General features: G+C 62.3%; 23 protein-coding genes. 22 read left to right on the top strand and 1 reads right to left on the bottom strand.

Going from position 1 to position 22585, the window contains the following annotated elements:
- Positions 1 to 38: 38 nt before the first annotated feature.
- Together C8K44_RS18520 and C8K44_RS27965 are read left to right on the top strand one after the other, a co-directional pair.
- The gene (locus C8K44_RS18520; protein ID WP_109577251.1) at positions 39 to 491 is read left to right on the top strand and encodes an urease accessory protein UreE; all 453 of its coding nucleotides are present in this window, start codon (positions 39 to 41) and stop codon (positions 489 to 491) included.
- Positions 492 to 722: 231 nt separating this feature from the next.
- A complete protein-coding gene (locus C8K44_RS27965; protein ID WP_245417532.1) occupies positions 723 to 908 on the top strand; it encodes a 6-carboxytetrahydropterin synthase in 186 nt (61 codons plus the stop codon).
- 132 nt (positions 909 to 1040) lie between these two features.
- On the opposite strand, the gene C8K44_RS18510 is transcribed toward C8K44_RS27965, so the two are convergent.
- Entirely contained in the window at positions 1041 to 2450 is a 1410-nt protein-coding gene (locus tag C8K44_RS18510; RefSeq protein WP_109577250.1) for a PLP-dependent aminotransferase family protein, read from the bottom strand.
- Positions 2451 to 2648: 198 nt separating this feature from the next.
- On the opposite strand from C8K44_RS18510, the gene C8K44_RS18505 reads away from it, so the two are divergent.
- From C8K44_RS18505 to ureC, 20 genes are all read left to right on the top strand, one after another.
- Positions 2649 to 3833, top strand: coding sequence for an ABC transporter substrate-binding protein (locus tag C8K44_RS18505; protein WP_245417531.1), 1185 nt, complete (start codon positions 2649 to 2651; stop codon positions 3831 to 3833).
- A gap of 118 nt (positions 3834 to 3951) precedes the next feature.
- Entirely contained in the window at positions 3952 to 4812 is an 861-nt protein-coding gene (locus C8K44_RS18500) for a branched-chain amino acid ABC transporter permease (protein WP_109577249.1), read from the top strand.
- Positions 4813 to 4819: 7 nt separating this feature from the next.
- Positions 4820 to 5857: a branched-chain amino acid ABC transporter permease gene (locus C8K44_RS18495; RefSeq protein ID WP_109577248.1), complete on the top strand. Its 1038-nt coding sequence runs from the start codon at positions 4820 to 4822 to the stop codon at positions 5855 to 5857.
- Entirely contained in the window at positions 5850 to 6620 is a 771-nt protein-coding gene (locus C8K44_RS18490) for an ABC transporter ATP-binding protein (protein ID WP_109577247.1), read from the top strand. The genes C8K44_RS18495 and C8K44_RS18490 overlap by 8 nt, the downstream gene beginning before the upstream one ends.
- Complete coding sequence (locus C8K44_RS18485; protein ID WP_109577246.1) at positions 6617 to 7333, top strand: ABC transporter ATP-binding protein; 717 nt, start codon at positions 6617 to 6619, stop codon at positions 7331 to 7333. Before C8K44_RS18490 ends, C8K44_RS18485 begins: the two co-directional genes overlap by 4 nt.
- 9 nt (positions 7334 to 7342) lie before the next feature.
- The gene (locus C8K44_RS18480; protein ID WP_109577245.1) at positions 7343 to 8086 is read left to right on the top strand and encodes an aspartate/glutamate racemase family protein; all 744 of its coding nucleotides are present in this window, start codon (positions 7343 to 7345) and stop codon (positions 8084 to 8086) included.
- A 38-nt stretch (positions 8087 to 8124) separates the two neighbouring features.
- The gene (gene puuE, locus C8K44_RS18475; protein ID WP_109577244.1) at positions 8125 to 9033 is read left to right on the top strand and encodes an allantoinase PuuE; all 909 of its coding nucleotides are present in this window, start codon (positions 8125 to 8127) and stop codon (positions 9031 to 9033) included.
- 25 nt (positions 9034 to 9058) lie between these two features.
- Positions 9059 to 10306 (top strand): allantoate amidohydrolase, encoded by a 1248-nt coding sequence (locus C8K44_RS18470; protein ID WP_109577243.1) that lies wholly within the window; start codon positions 9059 to 9061, stop codon positions 10304 to 10306.
- A gap of 89 nt (positions 10307 to 10395) precedes the next feature.
- Positions 10396 to 11568, top strand: coding sequence for an ArgE/DapE family deacylase (locus C8K44_RS18465; RefSeq protein ID WP_199227138.1), 1173 nt, complete (start codon positions 10396 to 10398; stop codon positions 11566 to 11568).
- 269 nt (positions 11569 to 11837) lie between these two features.
- A complete protein-coding gene (locus tag C8K44_RS18460; RefSeq protein ID WP_109577241.1) occupies positions 11838 to 12992 on the top strand; it encodes a transporter substrate-binding domain-containing protein in 1155 nt (384 codons plus the stop codon).
- A 12-nt stretch (positions 12993 to 13004) separates the two neighbouring features.
- Positions 13005 to 13613 (top strand): ANTAR domain-containing protein, encoded by a 609-nt coding sequence (locus C8K44_RS18455; protein WP_109577240.1) that lies wholly within the window; start codon positions 13005 to 13007, stop codon positions 13611 to 13613.
- Between the two features lie 482 nt (positions 13614 to 14095).
- Entirely contained in the window at positions 14096 to 15343 is a 1248-nt protein-coding gene (locus C8K44_RS18450) for a transporter substrate-binding domain-containing protein (protein ID WP_109577239.1), read from the top strand.
- A gap of 70 nt (positions 15344 to 15413) precedes the next feature.
- Positions 15414 to 16304, top strand: a complete 891-nt coding sequence (gene urtB, locus C8K44_RS18445) for an urea ABC transporter permease subunit UrtB (protein WP_109577238.1) — start codon at positions 15414 to 15416, stop codon at positions 16302 to 16304.
- Positions 16305 to 16329: 25 nt separating this feature from the next.
- On the top strand, positions 16330 to 17487 hold the full coding sequence (urtC, locus tag C8K44_RS18440; RefSeq protein ID WP_109577294.1) for an urea ABC transporter permease subunit UrtC: 1158 nt from the start codon (positions 16330 to 16332) through the stop codon (positions 17485 to 17487).
- Positions 17488 to 17490: 3 nt separating this feature from the next.
- Positions 17491 to 18285, top strand: coding sequence for an urea ABC transporter ATP-binding protein UrtD (gene urtD, locus C8K44_RS18435; protein ID WP_109577237.1), 795 nt, complete (start codon positions 17491 to 17493; stop codon positions 18283 to 18285).
- Positions 18278 to 18973, top strand: coding sequence for an urea ABC transporter ATP-binding subunit UrtE (gene urtE, locus C8K44_RS18430; protein ID WP_109577236.1), 696 nt, complete (start codon positions 18278 to 18280; stop codon positions 18971 to 18973). The genes urtD and urtE overlap by 8 nt, the downstream gene beginning before the upstream one ends.
- 45 nt (positions 18974 to 19018) lie before the next feature.
- Entirely contained in the window at positions 19019 to 19471 is a 453-nt protein-coding gene (gene ureE, locus C8K44_RS18425) for an urease accessory protein UreE (RefSeq protein WP_109577235.1), read from the top strand.
- On the top strand, positions 19468 to 20151 hold the full coding sequence (locus tag C8K44_RS18420; protein ID WP_109577234.1) for an urease accessory UreF family protein: 684 nt from the start codon (positions 19468 to 19470) through the stop codon (positions 20149 to 20151). The genes ureE and C8K44_RS18420 overlap by 4 nt, the downstream gene beginning before the upstream one ends.
- Positions 20152 to 20163: 12 nt before the next feature.
- Positions 20164 to 20859 carry an urease subunit beta gene (locus C8K44_RS18415; RefSeq protein WP_109577233.1) on the top strand — a complete coding sequence of 232 codons (696 nt, stop codon included), beginning with the start codon at positions 20164 to 20166 and terminating at the stop codon, positions 20857 to 20859.
- A 13-nt stretch (positions 20860 to 20872) separates the two neighbouring features.
- Positions 20873 to 22585: an urease subunit alpha gene (gene ureC / locus C8K44_RS18410; RefSeq protein WP_109577232.1), complete on the top strand. Its 1713-nt coding sequence runs from the start codon at positions 20873 to 20875 to the stop codon at positions 22583 to 22585.

The following is a 22585-nucleotide window of genomic DNA, read 5'->3' as shown; positions in this document are numbered from 1 at the left end:
CTTGAAACCCAGCGGCCAGCCGCTTCAGGGAGCGTTGAATGTTGAAGCTGACGTCCATCGTAGGGTTGGCTGCCGACCAGCAGCTGAGCGTTCGGCTTCATTTGCTGGACCACGAAGGTCGTGTCGAGTTCATCATGCTCGACACAGCCGAAATCGCCAGACGGCGCCTCACGGCGAGAACAGACCGCGGCACACGCTGCGCCATCTCATTGCCGCGTACGCAGCGGCTCGTCGATGGCGCCGTCCTGTTGCTTGAAGACAAGCGCGCCATTGTCGTCCGCGCCGAGCCGGAACGGTGGCTGGTCTTCAAGGCGGCCGACGCGGCTGCGGGAATCGAGCTGGGATACTGCGCTGGCAACATGCATTGGCCGGTTCGCTTCGAAGGCGACCATCTTTACGTCGTCGGCGAACTTGGATCCGGTCACGTTCTCGACCGGCTCCAGCACGTACTGGATCAGGGTGCTGTCGTTTTCCTCGGCGAAGACAAGTGAATGTCACGAAACGGTGCGCTGATCCGCCCGTTGCGACGAGCCGTCGGTGCCTGCTACGCCAGCGTAAGCTTGGCGCGTTGAGCCGGTCGTCCATCTCCCGCGCATAAAACTGATGCTGCCACCGCCGTCGCTATTGGTGCGGTAAAGTGCCGGGTCGGCATTCTCGAGGCAGCTCACCAACTGCAGCCTTGTTCGAACCAACCATGGTCATTCGTCCGGTCAGCGTCCGTCTTGTCGGCGACCCCGATCCAGTCTTTGGCTGGCCATGCCAATCTTTATGAGCTGGAGCAGCAGATAGAGGTCGTCCGCAAGGCGGTCGATCATACATATCTCAACGAGATCGAAGGGCTGGAAGTGCCTTCTCTCGAGAACGTTGCGCGTTGGGTCTGGGACAAGCTGGCACCCCAGTTGCCGTAACTCGATCGCGATGTGGTTCTGCCGAGGCGTGCAAGGCCAGGCCGAAGGTTGAGTGTTCAATGGGCGCGGCCTGCAAAAGGCAGCTAGGGCATTAGCTCCGCGTCCGGACGTACTTTCCGGCATTTTTGCCGGCTAGAGATAGCCTATCGATTGCAGGTCCATGTGTGGCTTGGGCTGCGAATTGAGCAGGCCCATCAGCCGGTTCAAGCCTAGCGCGATCTGTGGCAGGGAGTGCGCGGCTCCTAGGCAAAGCCTCACTGCATGCGGTGCGTGATCGCGTTTCACCGCAAAGGCGTCGGCAGTGATCACCCTAACACCTTCGCGCAGGGCCGTCGCGGAGAACGAATCCATGCGCCAAGGCTCGGGCAGGTTCAGCCACAAATGATAGCACGACTTCGAGGCGCCTTCCGCATAAGGACCGAGGATCCGGTGAGCAACCTCCTGACGTTCATGTGCTTGAATGCGGTGCCATGCGATCAGCTTGTCAGCATAGCCGTCCGCCATCCAGTTGGTCACGATCGCCGCCATGAACGGTGGTGACATCCAGTTGCTCATGGTGACGATTTCCTGGACGCTACGGCTCAGCTTGGCCGGCACGGCCAGGAAGCCGATGCGCAGGCCAGGTGCCATGCTCTTGGAAGCGCTGGTGAGATAGATGGTCCGCTCCGGAATGATGGACGCGAAGGGCCGCGGCCTGTTTTCTGCCAGGAAACCGTAGACGTCGTCTTCGATGATCCAGAGGCCGAACTCCTCGACGATTGCTGCAATCTCCCGTATGCGCTGCTCGGACATGGTGATGGTCGTCGGGTTCTGGAGCACGGGCATGCAATAGAGCGCCTTCGGCCTTTTGGTCTCGCATAGTTCGCGTAGGGCTGCAGGGTCCAGGCCCTCTTCGTCCGTTTGAATGGCAGCGAGATTGATGCCCAGTTGATGGGCGATGGCCCTCGCGCCCGGATAGGTGAGTTGTTCCGTGGCAACGGAATCGCCATGGCCAGCCAGCGCCATCATGCTGATCAGAAGGCCGTGTTGGCCGCCATTGCAGATGATCACATTGTCCGGATGCACTCTTATGCCGATGCCCTCCAGCCAGTGCGCTGCCACCGCACGGTGGGACATGATGCCTGCGCTGGGCTGATAGGTGAGAAGCGCGTTCAGAGACCCTGAACGGGACAGGTCCTTCAGGGTCGATCTGAGGATCTCGTCGGCTTCGCCGATGGCAGAAAGGTTTAGCCCGAGGTCTATTACCTCCGGCTGAAGCTTCTCTGGCACCACGAGACGGGTGATATCGTCGCGATGATTGTCGAAGTCGTTGATGAAGGTGCCGCGCCCTACCTCGCCGACGACGAGCCCCCTGGTTGCAGCCTCCGCATAGGCCCGCGCAATCGTGCCAACGGTCACTCCGAGCCGATAGGCAAGGTCGCGATGCGGCGGCAGCTTTTCTCCCGGCAGCAATTGGCCCTCGGCGATGCCGCGCTCGAGCGCGTCGCAGATTGCCACGTAGATGGGGCCGGTTCCCTTCCTGATTTCCGGCTTCCAGTTCATGTGGCCTCGCTACTTTGACACCATGTCAATGAATTAATTGACACCCTATGGCGTCAGACATACGCTCAAAAGATAACTAAAACAAGGGAACATGACAAAGAAATCTGGGCATATTGAACCTATTTGAATGGGTTCAATTGCAGAAGAAGTCCGAGTTTCACAATGGAGGAGAAGATGATTTCGCAAAGGCAAAGACACGTGGCCCGCAACCGGGCACTTTTACTTAGCGCCGCCTTCGGCGCTATTGTTCTTGGGACTGCAGCTCAAGCCGAGGAGACGCTGAAGATCGGTGCGCTGGGCGTGATGAGCGGACCCTTCGCCGGCTGGGGCGGGGTCATGTGCCAGACCTTCAAGTCACGGGCGGGGATGTGGAACGACGATGGCGGCATCGCGATCGGCGACAAGACCTACAAGATCGAGGTCGTCTGTGTCGACGACAAGGGCGACCCCAAGGGCGCTCAGACCGGCGCGGAAAAGCTGGTTTCGGAAGGCGTAAAATACATCCAGGGGCCGAACACGGACTCCACCGCCGAAAGCGCCAAGACCGTGATGGAAGCCAACGGCACAATCAATATGCCCTACGCCTTCTCCAAGTCGCTGTACAAGGCGCCTGCATCGCAGTCGATCCTCGGCATGGTCGCGTCCTACCAGGTCGGCCCGGTCATCTACAAATGGCTGATGGAAAACAAGGGCGTGAAGAAGATCGCCTTCGTCTCCGAAAATAACGCCGATCCGATCAAGCAGCGCGACGAAGGTTCGGTGGGCGCCAAGGCGCTTGGCCTGGAGGTCGTCTCCGACCAGGAGACATACGAGTCCGGCACCACCGACTTCTTTCCGATCTTGACCAAGGTGATCGGTACCTCGCCGGATCATATCGTCCTGTCTGGCGTGTCACCTTCGGATGTCGGCCCACTGATCAAGGCGGCGCGTGAACTGGGCTTCACCGGCACGATGAGTACCGAGACCGGACAAGACCCGAAAGCGATCTATGAAGTGGCGGGCGACGCGTCGAACGGCTTCATCGCCGCCGGCGGTGCCAGCACGGATTCCATCCGCAGCGACTTCATGGTCAAGTTCATTGAACGCTACACCAAGGACTGGGGCGAGTGGAACGACGTCGCCGGCCTCTATGTCTATGGCCCCGAGATCATGATCCAGACGCTACAGAGCGTCGGGCCGAAGGCCCTTGATGACACCGAGGCTTTCAAGGCCGCCCTAGATGGCTTCGTCGGCAAGAACCCGTTCCTTAAGGATGGCGGCGAACTGAAATATGTTGGCCGCACCGACTATGGCCAGCCGCGCCAGGTTTCCGTGCCGATCGTCGTGCAACAAGTCGAAAACGGCGAATACAAGCCGCTGTTCGTCGGAAAACTCCCAGACTGACGAACCCCGGGCGGCGATCCGCCCCTATTGATCGCCGCCCGTCTTTCTCTCGCATTGGGTCCGCATCTCGCCGGCCACGGATGAGCCTATTGCTCGTCTTCGCACAGGAGACTTTCGCATGACGCAGGTTATGCTCAATGCACTTGTCGTCGGAACGACCTACGCGCTGATCGCGCTCGGCATCACCATCATCTTCAGCATCATGAAGGTGGTAAATTTCGCCCATGGTCAGCTCTACATGATCGGCGGGTTCGTCGTTTACTACTTCAATGTAGTGTTCGGGCTGCCGTTCTGGTTCGGCCTCGTCATGTCCTTCGTCATCGTTGGCCTGCTCGGCGTGGCCATGGAACTGTTCCTGTTCCGGCCGGTGATGCTGCGCGTCAAACGCGAGGAGGTGACGATGCTGCTTGCCATGGGCACGGCAGTGTTCCTCGAAAGCCTCGCGCTGATCGTCTTCGGCGAAAAGCAGCGCGGCGTTCCTCCGATCGCTACCGGCGTCGTCGACCTTTTCGGCGCCAGGCTGCCCACCGGACGCATCGTCGTCATCGTCGTCGCAGCAATGCTGATCGCGGCCCTGATGGCCTTCATCGGCTACACCAAGACCGGCCGGGCACTCAGGGCCATGGCCCAGGACCGCGAAGCGACGGCCCTCCAGGGCGTCAATCTCAAATGGCTCTCTGCCATGGGCTTCGGCCTCGGCACCGGCCTTGCCGGCCTGTCCGGCGGCCTGCTCGTGGCGATCTTCGCCGTTCACACCGGCGCCGGTACCGCCATTTCGATCAAGGCATTCCTGATGATCATGATCGGCGGCGCGGGCGTGCTCTCCGGAGCCATCCTCGGCGGCTTCGTCTTGGGTTTCCTTGAATCCGTCGGCTACGCGCTTTTGCCCGGATCGCTGACCTTTCTCATCATCTTCCTGATCGTGATCTGCTTCCTCATCGTGAGGCCGAACGGGATCATGGGTAAGCCCTGGGGCTGAGACGACCATGCAAAAGACCATCTCCATGCCAAACGTGAACCTGTCTCAAGGCGAGCAGCGAAGCTCCTCGCTGAAGCCCGTCGGGCTGGGGCTGCTGATCGCTGCCGCCTATTTCGTCGCCATTCCGTTGGTCTTCGGCGCCAATGGCTACCTGCTCAACGTGTTCACCACCATGGCCGCCGTCAGCTTCATCAGCTTCGGCGTCTGGCTGACCTTCGCCATCGGCCGCATCAATCTCGCCCAGGCAGGATTTGCACTGATCGGCGCTTACGTCACCGCCATACTGGTGTCGCGTCTGGGCATCTCGTTCTGGATCTGCCTTCCGTTGTCGGGAGCAGTTGCGGCTCTTCTGGGTGGACTGATCGGTTGGCCGGTGCTGCGGCTCAAGGGCGTCTACTTCGCCATGATCACGCTCTGCATTACCGAGGCATGCCGGCTGACCGCTTTGAGTTTTCCGGCCCTGACCAACGGAGCGCAGGGCATCGTAGATTTGCCACTGCCGGGAGAGCTGTCGCTGTTCGGGCTGACGATCATTCCAGCTTTCGAAAAGGGCGCACGGCTGCCGTTCTTCTACCTGGCCGGCACGATGATGCTGCTCGGGCTGTGGTTCATGTGGCTGCTCGATACCAGCCGTGTCGGCGCGGTGTTCCGCTCGCTGAGGCAGAACGAGGACCTGGCGTCGAGCCTTGGCATCAATGTCGCCAAGTATCGCGTCGTCGCGTTTATGGTGAGCTGCTTCTACGCCGGCGCCGGCGGAGCCTTCTTCGCCACCCTGCAGCAGAACGTCTACCCCACCACCTTCCAGGTGCTCGATAGCGTCTACTTCATGGTCTACTGCTTTGTCGGCGGCCTCGAATTCGTCGTTGGCCCGCTGGTTGGAGCGGTCGTCATGATGAGCAGCTTCGAACTGCTGCATGATTTCCACCGTTATCAGACCGTCATCTTCTCTGGTCTGATGATCCTTTGCATCCTGCTCATGCCAAACGGAATCCTGAGTGTCATCAAGCGGCGCTCCGGCAAGTCGGAGGAGGCGCCCAATGCTTGAAGTTCGCGGACTGACCAAGATCTTCGGTGGCCTGACGGCGGTAAACGATCTCAACTTCACGCTTGGTACCGGAGAGATCCTTTCCATCATCGGCCCCAACGGCGCCGGCAAGAGCACCTGCTTCAAGCTTATCGCCTCCTTCCTCAACCCGACGAGCGGTACCGTCCGTTTCAACGGCAAGGACATTACCGGCATCGGACCGCATGCGGTGGCTCGCCACGGCATCGTCAGGACGTTCCAGGAAAACACCAGCTTCCAGGACATGACCGTGCGCGAAACTGTACTGCTCGGCTACCACAAGGACTGCAAGGCTTCGCTGGCCGGCATGATTTTCCGGTCGCCACGCGCTCGCAAAGACGAACGGGCGGCCGGCGACTATGCCGACCACGTGCTCGACCTGCTCGGCATGACACACCTTGCCAATACGGTTTCGGCTGCCTTGCCGCACGGCATGCTGCGCAATCTCGGCATCGCGGTGGCGCTTGCAGCCAAGCCGAAGCTCATCCTGCTGGACGAGCCGTTCGCCGGGCTGAACTCGGACGAGACCAAGCGCGGCGTCGAGCTGATCCGCAAGATCCGCGACGAGGGTGTCACGCCTATCCTAGTCGAGCACGACATGGCTGCGGTGATGTCGGTGAGCGAGCGCATCGTGGTCGTCAGTTTCGGCAGCAAGATCGCCGAGGGAACGCCTGCGGAGATCCAGCAGAACGAGAAAGTCATCGAAGCCTATCTCGGCGCAGAAGACACGGAGATCGGCCTATGAGCGCGCAGTTCTCGATCCGCGACCTGGCCGTGTCCTACGGCAGGGTTCGCGCCGTCAAAGGCGTGTCACTGACCGCGGGCGAGGGGCAGATCATTTCCCTCATCGGCGCCAATGGCGCCGGCAAGTCTTCTATCCTTCGCGCAATCACAGGCCTGACCGCGCCCGAAAGCGGCGAGATCTGGTTCGACGGCGAGCGCATAGATGGCAAGGGCCCCGACCAGATCGTGGCGCGCGGTGTGGCAATGGTGCCGGAAGGGCGGCGTATCTTCCCGTTCATGAGCGTGCGCGACAACCTGCTGATGGGAGCCTACCGCCGCAAGGACAATGCGGGCATCGCCGCCGATCTCGAGGGTATCCTGACGCGGTTCCCTCGTCTGCGCGAACGCATCGGCCAGCAGGCCGGCAGCCTGTCCGGCGGCGAGCAGCAAATGGTGGCGATCGGCCGGGCGCTGATGTCCAAGCCACGGCTTTTGCTGCTCGACGAGCCTTCGCTCGGCATCGCACCGATCATCGTTCGCGAGATCGCCCGTTTCATTACCAGCATCAACCGGGACAATGGCGTCAGCGTCATCCTCGTCGAGCAGAACTCGCGCATGGCGCTCAAGCTCTCGAGCCACTCCTACGTGCTCGAAACCGGCAAGATTGCCTTGTCGGGGCCGTCGCACGAGTTGGCCGAGAACGACGACGTTCGCCGCGCCTATCTCGGCGGCTAGGGGCAGACAATGAAGATCGAGATCATCAATCCGACGACCACCGCCGCCTTCGCCAAGAAGAACCTGGCGGCGGCACAAGGCGTCGCTTCGCCAGGCACCGAGATCCTGTCAGTCTCGGTCGAGAGCGGCCCGCCGTCTATCGAAAGCCATTATGACGAGGCGTTGAGCACGATCGGCATCCTCGAACAAATCCGGGAAGGTGAGGGCACCGGCGTTGACGGCTACGTCATCGCCTGCTTCGGCGATCCGGGCTATCTCGCCGCTCGCGAGATCGCATGGGGGCCGGTCATCGGCATCGCCGAGGCGGCCTTCCATGTGGCCAGCATCGTCGCGACCCGGTTCACGGTGGTCACCACGCTCGCCCGCACCAAGATCATCTGCGAGCACCTGCTGCAGATCCATGGTTTCGAACACCAGTGCCGGAAGGTCAGGGCCTGCGGGCTCGAGGTTCTCGAACTCGAGGAGACCGGTATGGAGGCATGCCGCGACATCGTCGTGGAATGCCGTCGCGCGGTCGCCGAGGACGACATCGGGGCCATCGTGCTCGGTTGTGCCGGCATGGCCGACCTGGCCGCGCATATCCAGGAACAGATCGGCGTTCCGGTCATTGAAGGCGTCACCGCAGCAACCAAGCTTGTCGAGGGCATCGTCGCCCTGAGGCTCGGCACAAGCAAGTTCGGCGACCTCGCTTATCCGCTGCCCAAGCGGCTGAGCGGGTCGGTCAAGCATCTTGAAATCGCACCGCGCGACTAGGCCAGTGTCTGTCCGGAACAGGTAGAAAGGATCGAACAATGTCATACCCCCGCGATATGGTCGGCTACGGCAGGCGCCCCCCGATGGCCAACTGGCCGAACGGTGCCAAGCTCGCGCTGCAGTTCATCGTCGCCTTCGAGGAGGGCTCGGAGAACTGCGTCCTGCATGGTGATGCCCATTCGGAGAACTTCATCTCCGACATCATCGGCGCGCCGCAGTTATTTGGCGTGCGCAACATGAACATGGAGTCGCTCTACGAGTACGGAACGCGCGTGGCGTTCTGGCGGGTTTTCGACGAGTTCAAGCAGCGCGGCATCACCACCACGGTGCTGGCGAACGGCCTGGCGCTGCACCACTACCCCGAGGCAGGCAAGATCATGCACTCCCTCGGCCACGAGATCGCCAGCCACGGCTGGAAGTGGATCGACCACCAGTGGATGGGCGAGGACACCGAACGCGCCCAGATGAAGCTGGCCATCGACACCATCACGCGGGTGACGGGCGAGCGGCCGGTCGGCTGGTACACCGGCCGCTGCAGCCCCAACACGCTCAAGCTCGTAGTCGAGGAGGGCGGTTTCCTCTACGATTCCGACACCTATGCCGATGACCTGCCTTACTGGGAAAACGTCAACGGCAAGCAGCACCTGCGCATTCCCTACACGCTCGAAGCCAACGACATGCGTTTCGTGGCGACCGCCGGCTTCAACTCCGGCGACCAGTATTTCACTTATCTCAAGGACACGTTCGACGTGCTCTACCGCGAGAGTGACAGGACACCGCGGATGATGTCGACCGGGCTGCATCTGCGCATTGTTGGCCGTCCTGGGCGCTGGGCGTCGTTCCTCCGCTTCCTCGACTATGTCCAGAAGCACGAGGGCGTCTGGATCTGCCGGCGTGATGAGATCGCCCGCCACTGGCACAAGCACCATGCACCTGAGCGGCAGTAGCGGCGTAGGAGTCCGAGAACAGATCATGTCGACCTACCTCAACGAAACCGACGCCGGGCGGCGCATCATGCAACGCTGCGACGAACTGGGCAGCATCACCGAGCCGGGTGCCGGTGTGACGCGGCTCTACCTGTCGCCGCAGCATCGTATGGCGGCCGAAACCATTGCCGGGTGGATGCGCGATGCCGGCATGGACGCGCGCATCGACGAGGCCGGCAACGTCGTTGGCCGCTATCATTCCGACAGCGGTGGCGGCCCGTATCTCCTCACCGGCTCGCATATGGACAGCGTGGTTCATGCCGGCTGCTATGACGGTCCGCTTGGCGTGCTGACCTCGCTCGACTGCGTCGCGGTGCTTCATGGCCGTGGCCGGCGCCTGCCTTTTGGCGTCGAGGTCGTGGCATTCGCCGACGAGGAGGGCACGCGCTTCCGGACGACGCTCGCCGGAAGCCGCGCCATCACCGGGCAATTCGGTGAGGACCTCTTCAATGCGAAGGACGGTGACGGCCTCAGCGTCCGCGAGGCGATGATGGAATTTGGGCTTGATCCCGACGCTGTCGGCAAGGCTTCCCATCGCCCCGATGAGCTGATCGGGTACGTCGAACTCCACATCGAGCAGGGGCCGGTGTTGCAAGCGGCGGACCTGCCGATCGGCGTGGTGACCGCGATCAGCGGCCAGACGCGTGCCGTCATCAAGCTCAAGGGCGCGGCCAACCATGCCGGCACGGTGCCGATGGGAATGCGCAAAGACCCGCTACTGGCGGCTGCCGAGATTGCGCTTGCGGTCGAGCGCGTCGCCTCAGCCTATCCAGACACGGTCGGCACCGTCGGGTTCATCAAGGCCGAGCCCGGGTCGATCAATGTAATCCCCGGCGAGGTCTCGCTGACTGTCGACCTGCGCTCGCAGGCCGACGACAACCGCCACTCCGCCTTCCGCGAACTTGACATCGCTGCCCGGGCGATCGCGGCCCTCCGAGGGGTAGGCATCGACATCAACACGATCCTCGATCTCAAGTCGTGTCCGTGCGCGCCCGGGTTCGTCAGCCAGATGACGGCGTCGGTCGAAAGCACGGGGGTAAGGCCGCTGCACCTTCCCAGCGGCGCCGGCCATGACGGCATGGCGATGAGCGCGATGACCGACATCGGCATGATCTTCGTACGCTGTAAAGACGGCATCAGCCATTCGCCGGAGGAGTCGGTCACGGCCGCCGACGTCGCAACGGGGGCGTCAGCGCTCCTGCATTTCATCGAGAATTTTCAGGGAAGACCGTAATGGAACCGAACCCCATCGCAAAAAGCCCCGGCCTGGGTTCAGAGCGTCTGCTATCGTACATCCGTGCGCATCGCGACGACCAGGCGCGCATGCTGGCGGAACTGGTCAAGGTGCCGTCAGACAACCCGCCCGGCGACTGCGCGGCGCATGCCGACCGCGCTGCCCAGCTGTACGAAGGCCTTGGCTTCACCGTCGAGCGACACAAGGTGCCAGACGCGCTGGTCGCCAGTGTAGGCATGATCAGCGCCACCAACCTGATTATCCGGCACACATTCGGTCCAGGTCCGACGATCGCGCTCAATGCGCATGGCGACGTCGTGGCTCCTGGCGAAGGCTGGACGGTTGATCCCTATGGCGCGGTGATCAAGGACGGCTGGATGTACGGCCGTGGCGTAGCAACCTCGAAGTCCGACTTCGTCACCTATGCCTATGCGCTGCTGGCGCTGCGCGCGCTTGGCGAAAAGCTGTCGGGCACGATCGAGATCCACCTGACCTATGACGAGGAGGTCGGCGGTGACATCGGCCCGCTCTACCTGCTGCAGCAGGGACTGACCAAGCCGGATTACGCGATATGCGCCGGCCTTTCCTATGGTGTCGTCACCGCCCACAATGGCTGCCTGCATCTCGACATCGACGTGCGCGGAAAATCCGCCCACGCGGCGCGGCCCGAGACGGGCATCGATGCGCTCGAGGCCGCAACACATATCCTAAGCCGGCTCTATTCGCTGCGCTCGGGCTTTTCGGAGCAGCGCTCGTCGGTCGAAGGCATCACAACGCCGTCGCTGGTGGTGGGGCTCATCTCGGGCGGCATCAACACCAATGTCGTTCCCGACAAGATCGTGATGCGCGTCGACCGCCGGATGATCCCGGAAGAGAATGGTCCTGACGTGGCGCGTGAACTGATTGCCTTCATTGAGGCGACCGCGCGGGAAATGCCTGGCGTCGAGTGCCATGTCCGCCAGCTGATGCTGGCCAATCCGCTGAAGCCCCTCGACGGGCAGGAGCGCCTGGCCGGCGCCTTGCAGAGGTATGCTTCGGAACTAACCGGCGAGCCCGTCTCGACACATGGGGTGCCGCTCTATACCGACGCGCGGCACTACAGCAACGCCGGTATCCCGACCGTGCTTTACGGCGCCGGCCCGCGCACGATGCTCGAAGCCAACGCGCACCGCGCAGACGAGAAGCTCAAGATCGACGATCTCGTGCTGGCGACCAATGTGGTGACGCTGGCTCTGTACGATATGCTCACCGGCAACGTCTGACGGTCAATCGCGCGGAGCGTTCGAACAAGACAAAAGGCCGGGCACATTCCGCCATTCCAGCCGGCTGCGGCTGGGATGCTGCTGCCACGGGCACTCTTCGCTGGCGCGGCAGAATCGCAGAGCCGCGTTGCCTTTCCCGAGCTGTCAGGATATCTCTATGGGACTGGAAACAGTGGCGTTTCCCAAATCTCCCAAAGCAGACTCCGCCCGGCTCGCGCCGATGACCGGGTAGTATCATATCGACCTGCTCAATAGGTGGCTTGTATCGCATGGCGACTGGTGACTGGCGGATTGGCGTGCTGTTTTCCAACAGCGGAGTGACCGCGGCGGCCGAAACGGCTGAAGCGAACGCGACGCGCCTTGCGATCGAGGAAATCAACGCAGCCGGCGGCGTTCGCGGGCGCGGGATTAGCGCCACCTTCTACGATCCGGAATGTTCGGCCAAGAAGTACCAGGAGCTTGCCGTCCGCCTGCTCGCCGAGGACGGCATCAAGATTATCTTCGGATGCTATATGTCATCAGCGCGAAAAGCCGTCCTGCCGGAAATCGAAGCCTATCGCGGCATGCTGTTCTACCCGACCTTCTACGAAGGGTTCGAGTATTCGACGCGTTGCATCTATACGGGTTCTTCGTCGAACCAGAACGCCGTCCAGCTCGCGCGCTACCTGATCGAGAATTACGGCACACGTTTCCTGCTGGTCGGCTCGAACTACGTGTTTCCCTATGAATACAACCGCGTCGTCATGGACCTGGTCACAAGGGCAAAGGGCACCATTCTCGACGAGCTCTATGTGCCGGTCGAACCGGTACGGAAGGATTTCAATCGTGTCATCAAGCAGATTGGCAAGCTGAAGCCCGACATCGTCGTCTCAACGGTCGTCGGTACGGGTGCTGTCATGCTCTACGAGGCCTACAAGGAGGCTGGCTTCGACGTCGCAACGATGCCGATCGCCAGCCTGACGACCACCGAAGCGGAAGTCGCGGAGATGTCGCCTGACATTGCGGCAGGGCACCTGACCTCAGCGTCGTTCTTCGAGACGCTCGACACGCCGCAGGCGCGCCGGTTCGTTTCCGCCTACAAGCAGCGGTTCGGTGCCGATGCACCTGTTACAGCCGGCGCCGAGGCCGCCTACTTCCAGGTCCACCTCTATGCCAAGGCGCTGCAGCTGGCAGGCACGGACGAGCCGGAAGCGCTGGCCAGGCATCTCGCCGGCCTGGAGTTCGAAGCGCCGCAAGGGCGGATACGCATCGACCCGGACAACCATCATACCGAACTGTGGTCACGTATTGGACGGATCAACGCCGAGGGCAAGTTCGACATCATCTGGCAGTCCGAAACGAGGGTCAGGCCGGATCCCTATTTCGTCACGGCGTCATTCGATGATTGGATGAGCAAACCCCATCAGATGAAACGCAAGGCTTAGCGGATCGTTTCGGTGCCAACCAGCATACTCCAGGACCTGAAGGGCTTGCCTGTCCAAGTAATCCACCCGCCGGACCAGGCGGGGATGGCCCTTGTCCAGCACCTCAGGCGCATCGGCTGCAGCTGCGAAACGACCTGGCCCTTGCCTGACGCCGTCAGCCCCTCTGCCGTGGTGGTACTGGTTTCGATCGAGCAGGAGAACCGCGACAAGATACTGAGCCTGTTCCGGCCCGTGGAGCCATCCGATCCTGCCCTGATTGCGGTCGTCACCTATGAGGATCCGAGCACGCTGCAGGTCGTGCTGGAGTGCGGGGCGCTGGCAGTCATCGAGCGGCCGATCCGGCCGTTCGGCCTGTTGACCAATCTGACCATAGCGCGCGCACTCTGGCTCGAGCGGCAGAATACCAGCAAGCGCATCCGCAAGCTCGAGCGGAAGCTGGCAGGCAACAACCGTATCCTGCGCGCGAAGAACATTCTGATGGAAACGCAAGGGCTTAGCGAACACGACGCGTATGAGAACATTCGCCGCCAGGCGATGGCCAAGCGCGTTCCGATGGATGATCTAGCGAGTGCGATCATCAACGCGCATGAGCTCTTGACGTTCAAGGACATGCGTGACTAATATGAAACATAATTGACGCCGGGTGAACCTCGGATGTCGATACGGTGTGAGACAATGTGGTCCCCGCCGAGTGGCTATGTAGCCCGCAAGCTCCTTGTCGGAGTTGGCGGGCTTTTTTGTTTTCGGCTTCCGACAAGGCCGTTGGTTCGATCTACAGCACTTCTTGACGCTCTTTGGGCAGCGCGTGCGAACGCGTGCGCGGCATCGTTACGTCCGGCGTTGGGATACGTCGTTTCGTCTTCGTGAAAGGAGTTTTTCAGTAAGTAAAAATTCAACAAATAATAACGCTCGCATAAAGGCAAGTATATTTCTGCATGTTACCAATGCGGAGGATGAATTCGTTATAGCAATGCAAATTTAAAATAGAAAATACACTAGAATATGCATTGACTATTATTGATTTCTAATAAAGCGTGCGGATGGCCGCGAATGGGGCGGCCTCACAAGAAATCAAGCGCACAACGATGCGAACAGGAGGACATATGAAGAACCATAATCGGCGTACGTTTCTGAAGGCATCGGGTCTTGCGGCTGTCGGATTGGCCGCTCCTTCGATCCTGCGTCTCGGCGGCAAGGCCTGGGCAGCCGACGAGATTCCTGTCGGCATCATGTATTCGCTGACCGGCACCACGGCGATTGTCGAGAAATCAATGAACCAGTGCGCCCAGATGGCGATCGACCAAATCAATGCCAAGGGCGGCGTCCTTGGCCGCAAATTGCGGGCGATCATCGAAGACCCGGCGTCCGAACCCCGTATCTACAGCGAAAAGGCCCGCAAGCTTACGATCGAGGACCAGGTCCCCGTGATCTTCGGTTGCTATACCACCGCCAGCCGCAAGGCGGTGCTGCCGGTCGTCGAGCGGCGCAAGGGCCTGCTCGTCTGGCCGACCTGGTATGAAGGCGAGGAGTGCTCCAAGAATGTGCTTTATGCCGGTTCAGCGGTGCCCAACCAGCAGCTGGAAAATTCGCTGCCGTGGCTGCAGAAGAGCCTGGGCAAGAACAAGGTGTTTATCGTCGGCTCCGACTATGCGTTCCCGCGGGGCATGGCCAAGACATCGAAGACGATCTGCGAAAAGATCGGCATGCAGGTGGTCGGCGACGAATACCTGCCGCTCGGGCATACCGAATGGGCCTCGATGGTCTCCAAGATCGGCTCGAGCGGCGCCGACGTGATATTCTCCAATGTGGTGGGTGACTCGATCGTCGCCTTCTACAGGGAGCTGCGCAACCAGGGCTACGACTTCGACAAGCTGCCGCTCTGCGCCTCGACGACGACAGAGGTCGAGATCAAGGCGATGGGCCCGGAATACGCGCTCGGCAGCTATGTTTCGCTACCCTATTTCCAGACCGTCGATACGCCGCAGAATAAGGTCTTCGTCGAGGCGTTCAAGGCCTATGCTGGCGCTGATGCCGTGACCCACGCCGCGATGGAGGCGGTCTATATCGGCGTCAACATGTGGGCGATGGCCGCGGAAAAGGCCGGCGATCTCGCGCCAGACGCGATCGTTGCCAATGCCGGCGGCCTGTCCTTCGACGCGCCGCAGGGCAAGGTTACCATCGACCCCGACAACCTGCACAGCTACCTGACGCCGCGCATTGGCAAGACCCGCGCTGACGGGCTGCTCGACATCGTTGACCAGTACGCCGAGCCGCTTGTGCCGCTGCCTTACTCAAGCGTCGGCGAGACGGCCGACAAGCGGGTCTGCATGACGAGCGGCGCAACGCTCTAGTCCTGATTGCCAGCTGTGCCGGCGCGGGTTCCGCGCCGGCACGCCCCCGACCAACGCGGATGGAAGCGGCATGGAAACTTTTGTCATTGGCCTCAGCATCGCATCGATATTGTTCATGGTCGCCCTCGGCCTGGCGATCATCTACGGCACCATGAACGTCATCAACCTCGCCCATGGCGAGATGGTGATGATCGGGGCCTACACCACGGTGCTGGCCACCAAGCATCTCGGTTTCAACATCTATCTCTGCCTGCCGCTGGCCTTCCTGGTGACGGCGACATTCGGGCTGATCATCGAGCGCACCGTCGTGCGAAGGCTCTACGGTCGGCTGCTCGACACCTTGCTGGCGACATGGGGCATCGCGCTCATCCTGCAGCAACTGATCCGGATCCACTTCGGACTTGGCCTGTTCGGCATCGAGATCGACGGTCTGGGCTCCGACCTGCAGAACGTTCCGGTTCCCGCCGAGCTGCAGCAGGCCATTCAACTGTTCGGCGCCAACATCCCGGTCTACCGGGCCTTCGTCTTCGTCACCGCGCTGGCGCTTGGCGCGATCACCTGGCTTGTCATGTACAGGACGCGCTTCGGCAGCCAGTTGCGGGCCGTTTCGGTCGCCCGCAACACGGCCGCGGCCTGCGGCATCAACGACAAGCGGGTCAACATGCTGGCCTTCGCTTACGGCTCCGGCCTCGCCGGCATCGCGGGCGTTCTGGTGTCCGGCTTCAAGACTGTGTCGCCCGACATGGGCACGCCCTATGTCGTCGACGCTTTCCTGGTCGTCGTCGCCGGCGGCGTTGGCCATCTGCTCGGCACTTTGGCTTCGGCAGGCATTCTCGGCGAGGTCCAGAGCTTCGTCGCCACCTGGGCGAACGACGTCTACGGACGGACGGTATTGTTCGCCGTCGTCATCTTCATTCTCCTCTTCAAGCCTCAGGGCCTCTTCGTCACCAAGAGCCGTTGAGCTTGGCTGAAACATGGACAAGCGTATGACTTACCGCACCGCTTCCATCATCGCCTACATAGCCTTCTTCGCCGTTGTGCTCGCGCTTCCGCTAGTGCTCAACAGCTTCTGGACCAATCGCGTCGCGATCTATCTGGTCTATTCGATCTGCGCGATCGGCATCAGCATGTCGTGGGGTTATGCCGGCATACTCAGCCTCGGCCAGGGCCTGTTTTTCGGCATGGGCGCCTACATGCTGGCGATGTCGCTGACCCTCGCAGTGCCGGAGAACAACCCGGTGCCGCAGCTCATGCTCCTCAACATGGAGCCGAATGCGGTTCGCGACCTGTGCTGCGTCACCACGGGCTCGTTCCTATGGATTCCGTTCCGGTCGATAGCGGTCGGCATGATCGCTGGGATCGTCGTGCCGTGTATCCTCGCCGCCGGCATCGGCTACGTCATGTTCAAGCGGCGCACGACAGGCGTCTATGTCAGCATCATCACGCTGGCCTTCGCGCTCATTGGGCAATTGCTCATCATCAACAACCAGCCGCTGACCGGCGGTTTCAACGGCTTGGCCGACCTGGCGCTGCTGGAAATCGGCGGCTTCGAATTCGACCCCTACGGCCCGAGCGCCTACTACGCAGTCGCGCTGACGCTGATCGCGGTGATCCTGCTCGCCCGCTACATGCTGACCGGGCGGATCGGCCAGGTACTCAAGGCCATCCGCGAGGACGAGGCGCGCGCCCGTTACCTCGGCTATGACGTCGAGAACTTCAAGGTCTTCATCTTCTGCGTTTCGGCCGGTGTCGCTGGCCTGGCGGGGATGCTGTTCACCATCACTTCCGAATTCGCGACGCCGTCGCTGATGGCGACGTCGCTCAGCATCTCTATGGTGATCTGGGCGGCCACCGGCGGTCGGGCGTCGCTGCTCGGGGCCTGCGTCGGTGCGCTGATCGTCAACTTCGTCGGCTCGCTGGCCAGCGAAAGCGCGACTTTCCAGCCGGTGTGGCCTATCATCCTGGGGCTGCTCTTCGTCTTCGTCGTGCTGTTCATGCCGAACGGCATCGCTGGGATTTTCAAGGCCTTCATCGAACGCAGCGGCAGGACCGAGCGGCTCGGCGAGGCAAGGCCCTCCGGCAAGACCGAGCGCGCCGACAAGTCCGAGCGCGTCCAGACCGAACTGACCGCAAGGGAGGCGTGACCGATGAATGCCGTTCATAGGCCATCGAAGGCGGAGACCGTGTCGGCAGTGCCGATCCTGCGGACACAGAAATTGACGGTGCGGTTCGACGAATTTCCGGCGGTGCGCGATGTCGACCTGTCGATCGCCGACGGCGAGCTCAGGGTGATCATCGGTGCCAACGGTGCCGGCAAGTCGACCCTGCTCGACCTTCTGTGCGGCAAGACGCTGCCTTCGGAGGGCGAGATCTGGCTGCGCGACCGCAACATCACCGGCATCGGCGAAGCCGCGATCGCCCGAAGCGGCGTCGGCCGCAAGTTCCAAACGCCAACGGTGTTCAAGGACATGACGGTGCTGGAGAACCTGCAGGTGGCAAGCAACCGGCGTGTCCGCGTTTTCCAGAACCTGTTCGACCGGGTGAAATCAGGCCCGAACGACAAAGAGGTCGCGGTTGCCGAACGAACCGGCCTTCTCGGCTCGCTGAAGCGCAAGGCATCGGAACTGTCACATGGGCAGCTGCAATGGCTAGAATTGGCGATGGTGCTGAGCCAGGATCCAAAGATCATTCTGCTCGACGAGCCCGCCGCAGGCATGACGGCAGCCGAGACCGACAAGACAGCGGAACTGCTGCTCGACCTTGCCGGCAGCCACACGGTTCTGGTGATCGAGCACGACATGGCCTTCGTTCGTCGCATTTGCAAGACCATCACCGTCATGCACCAGGGGGCAGTCCTTGCCGAGGGAACGGCGGAGGAGATCGAAGGCAACCCCGCAGTGATCGAAGCTTATCTTGGATCGGCGACGCTCAGCCATGCTTAAGTTCAAAGACCTCAATGCGTTCTACGGAACCAGCCACATCATTCACGATCTCAACCTCGAAATCCGCAAGGGCGAGGTGTTTTGCATCATGGGGCGCAACGGCGTCGGCAAGACGACGCTGCTGCGCAGCCTGCTCGGCATCAGCGTGCAGACGAAAGGTGCCATAGAGTTCGAAGGGACCGAGATCAGCCGCGACCTCACCTACCAGCGAGCGCGGCGCGGCATCGGCTACGTGCCGCAAGGCCGCGAGATCGTGCCCGGACTCAGCGTGCTCGACAACATCCTGCTGGGGTGCAACGCCCGGGCGGATGGCCAGACATCGGTGCCGCCGCTGGTCTGGACGCTGTTTCCCTTCCTGAAGGACCACCTTCACCGGCGCGGCACCAATCTCTCGGGCGGACAGCAGCAGCAACTTGCGATCGCCCGTGCGCTCGCCACCGACCCGAGCATACTGGTTCTCGACGAGCCGACCGAGGGCATCCAGCCCAACATCGTCGAGCACATCGAACAGGCGATCATGTCACTGAACCGGGACCATGGCCTGACCATCATCCTCGTCGAGCAGAAGATCCGCTTCGCCCGCAGCGCAGCGCACCGCTTCGCCATCCTGGAGAAGGGGCAGATCGCGGCAGCCGGCGACACCGCCGATCTCAGCAACGAGCTGATCCACAAGCATATGGGCCTGTAGCAGCTGCCTCACGCCCGAACGTCAAGCGCAGAAAGGATTTTTGAGATGCTCCGAATTGAAAGCGTGCTTGGCAGCCGAAGCGATCCGGCAATGCATGAGGCCATCCACCATCTCGAACACCATCACGCCGTGGAATTCGTGACGGTGGCCGTCGGCGATCTCGACCGCCGGCGTCTGATGGCGCGGACCGACAAGGGCGAGGAGGTGGCGATCACCCTACCGCGTGACCAGAAGCTGCATGACGGTGCGGTGCTGGTGCTTGACCATCATCGCGCGGTGATCGTGCGCGCCGGCGAGCAGCGCTGGCTGCGATTTACCCCGCGTTCGGCCAGCGACGCACTGGAGCTCGGCTACCACGCCGGAAACCTGCATTGGCGGGTGCGCTTCGACGGGGAGGACCTGCTTGTTGCCCAGGATGGTCAGGCCTCGGCCTATGCCGCACGCATCGAACAGCTGATCTCGGGCGGCCGTGTCGAGATGAGCGAGGAGGCCGAATGAACGGTCCATCGGCACCGTTGCTCGTTGCCCTGCAGCATGCCGACGGGCAGTTCCCCTCGGGCGGCTTTGCCTTCTCGCAAGGCCTCGAGGCGTCGTCCTCTCTTGCCGGAAGGCTTGGAACCTTCGACTTCGCCGCTTTCGTCGACATCCAGATCCGTCATCGCTGGGCCGATGCCGACCGCATCGCGCTGGTGCGCGCCCACCGGCTCGCCGGCGATCTCGAGGCGCTGGCTGAACTCGACCGCGAGGTCGAGGCCTCAACCTTCGTCGAGGGGCTGCGATCGGGCTCGCGCCGCAACGGCATGGCGCTGTTGACCACGCATGAGCGGATCGGAACCTGCGGCGCTGCCGCCTATCGAGCGATGGTCCGCAAGGGCGATGCCTGCGGCCACCTGCCAGTCGTCCAGGGTCTCGCCTGGCAAGCGCTCGACCTCGACGAGGCGAGTGCGGTTGCGATCGGCGGCTACCAGATGGTGGCCTCGCTGGCGACGGCTGCGGTGCGGCTTGGCGTGGTCGGCGCCATCGACGCGCAGAAAGTCGTCGCGCGCGCCCTGCCTGCCATCGAGGCCGCGGCCCGTGTTCCGACCGGCGACGATCAGCCGCTGCGATCGTTCACGCCGCTCTGCGAGATCGCGGTCGCCATGCATGGCGCTTCGGGCCAGCGCCTGTTTTCGAATTGAGGAGTAGCCACGATGTTGTTGACCCCGACCGAACTTGAACGCCTGACGATCTACACGGCGGCCGAACTGGCGCGCAAACGCCGGGCCAAGGGGCTTCTGCTCAACTATCCCGAGGCTGTGGCGATCATCACCGACGAGATCCTGGAAGGTGCCAGGGAAGGGCGTTCCGTTGCCGAGATGATGTCGATCGGCTCGGCCATCCTGACCCAGGCCGACGTGATGCCAGGGATCGCGGCAATGCTGCCGATGCTGCAGGTGGAGGCGACGTTCCGCGATGGCACCAAGCTGGTCACCGTGCACGAGCCGCTACGCCCGGCTGCCGGCGCTGCCGCCGACGATCTCGAACCCGGGGCAATCGTCGCCGAGGAAGGCGACATCGAGCTCAATGCCGGACGCCGAAAGCTGACGCTGAAGGTCGTCAACACCGGCGACCGGCCGGTGCAGATAGGCAGCCATTATCATTTCTTCGAGGTCAACAAGGCGCTCGACTTCGACCGGGCGGCAGCCTTCGGCATGCGTCTCGACATCGCCGCCGGCACCGCCGTTCGCTTCGAACCGGGGCAGGAAAAGGACGTGCCGCTGACCACCTTTGGAGGACAGCAGCAGCTGTCCGGCCTCAACGGACTGTCGAACGGCTCGGCCGATGATCCGGCGGCCAAGGCCGCTGCACTTGAAAACGCCCGCGCCCGCGGCTTCCGCGGCGCCTGAGGGAGGAACGACCATGGCAACCCTGTCACGCCGCGACTATGCGGCAATGTACGGCCCGACCACCGGTGACGGCTTCCGTCTCGGCGACACCTCGCTGGTTGCCGTCGTCGAGAAGGATTTCGCTGTCTATGGCGACGAATGCCTGCATGGCGGCGGCAAGACGCTGCGCGATGGCGCAGGCCTCGCTGCCGGCGTCACCAGCGTCGAGGGCGCGCTCGACTTCCTGCTCTGCAACGTCACCGTGATCGATGCCGTCATAGGCATCGTCAAGGGCGATCTCGGCATCCGCGACGGCAAGATCGTTGGTATCGGCAAGGCCGGCAATCCGGCCACCATGGACGGCGTCGATCCGCGCCTCATCGTCTCTGCGGCGACCACCGTGCGCGACTGCGAGGGACTGATCGCAACTGCTGGAGCGCTCGACGTGCACGTTCACTTCGACAGCGCACAACTCTGCGATCATGCCATCGCCTCCGGCATCACCACCATGCTCGGCGGCTCGCTGGGCCCGATCACCGTCGGCATCGACTGCGGCGGGCCGTTCAATGTCGGCAAGATGCTGCAGGCGGCCGAGCACTGGCCGATCAACTTCGGTTTTCTCGGCCGCGGCAACTCGCACCGCCCTGCTTCGCTCGTGGAGCAGATCGAGACGGGCTGCCTCGGCCTCAAGCTGCACGAGGATTGGGGCACGATGCCGGCCTCGATCGACACATGCCTGACCGTGGCCGATGAGCTCGATTTTCCGGTCCAGATCCATACCGACACGCTGAACGAGTCCGGCTTTCTTGAGGATACGCTCGCCGCCATCAACGGCCGCACCATCCACATGTACCATACCGAGGGTGCCGGCGGCGGTCACGCGCCCGACATCATCAGCGTCGCCGGCGTGCCGTGGTGCCTGCCGTCCTCGACCAACCCCACCAATCCCTACACGATCAACACCTTCGACGAACATCTCGACATGACGATGGTGTGCCACCATCTCAACCCGGCGATCCCCGAGGACGTCGCTTTTGCCGAAAGCCGCATCCGCGCCCAGACCATCGCGGCCGAGGACATCCTGCATGACATCGGCGCGATCTCGATGCTCGGCTCCGACAGCCAGGGCATGGGCCGCATCAACGAGGTGATCTGCCGCACCTGGCAGTTGGCCGACAAGATGAAGAAGCAGCGCGGACGCCTGCCGGAGGAGACGACGCGCTTCGGCGACAATGAGCGCATCAAGCGCTACGTCGCCAAATACACCATCAACGCTGCGCGCACGTTTGGCATTGCCGAACACGTTGGTTCGCTCGAGGACGGCAAGATGGCCGACATCGTCATCTGGCGGCCCGCCTTCTTCGGTATCAAGCCGGAACTGGTGATCAAGGGCGGCTTCATCGCCTGGGGTGCGATGGGCGACAGTGCCGCTTCGCTGATGACCTGCGAGCCGCTGCTCCTGCGCCCGCAATGGGGAGCTTTCGGCCGGGCCAAGCAGGCGCTTTCGGCCTGCTTCGTCAATCCGCTGGCGATCGACCGCGGCCTTGCCGGCACGCTTGATCTCAAGAAGGCCTTGCTGCCGTCGCGCGGCAATCGCGCGCTGTCGAAGAAGGACATGCTGCACAACGATGCCTGTCCCAACATTCGGGTCGATCCGCAGACCTTCGACGTCTTCGTCGACGGCGAACTTGCCACCTGCGAGCCGGCTTACGAACTGCCGCTGACCCAACGCTACATGCTGAGGTGA

It is taken from the genome of Aminobacter sp. AP02, assembly GCF_003148805.1.
Lineage (GTDB): Bacteria > Pseudomonadota > Alphaproteobacteria > Rhizobiales > Rhizobiaceae > Aminobacter.
The sequence above is the reverse complement of the archived record's forward strand: the minus strand, read 5'-3'. Positions and strand labels throughout refer to the sequence as shown.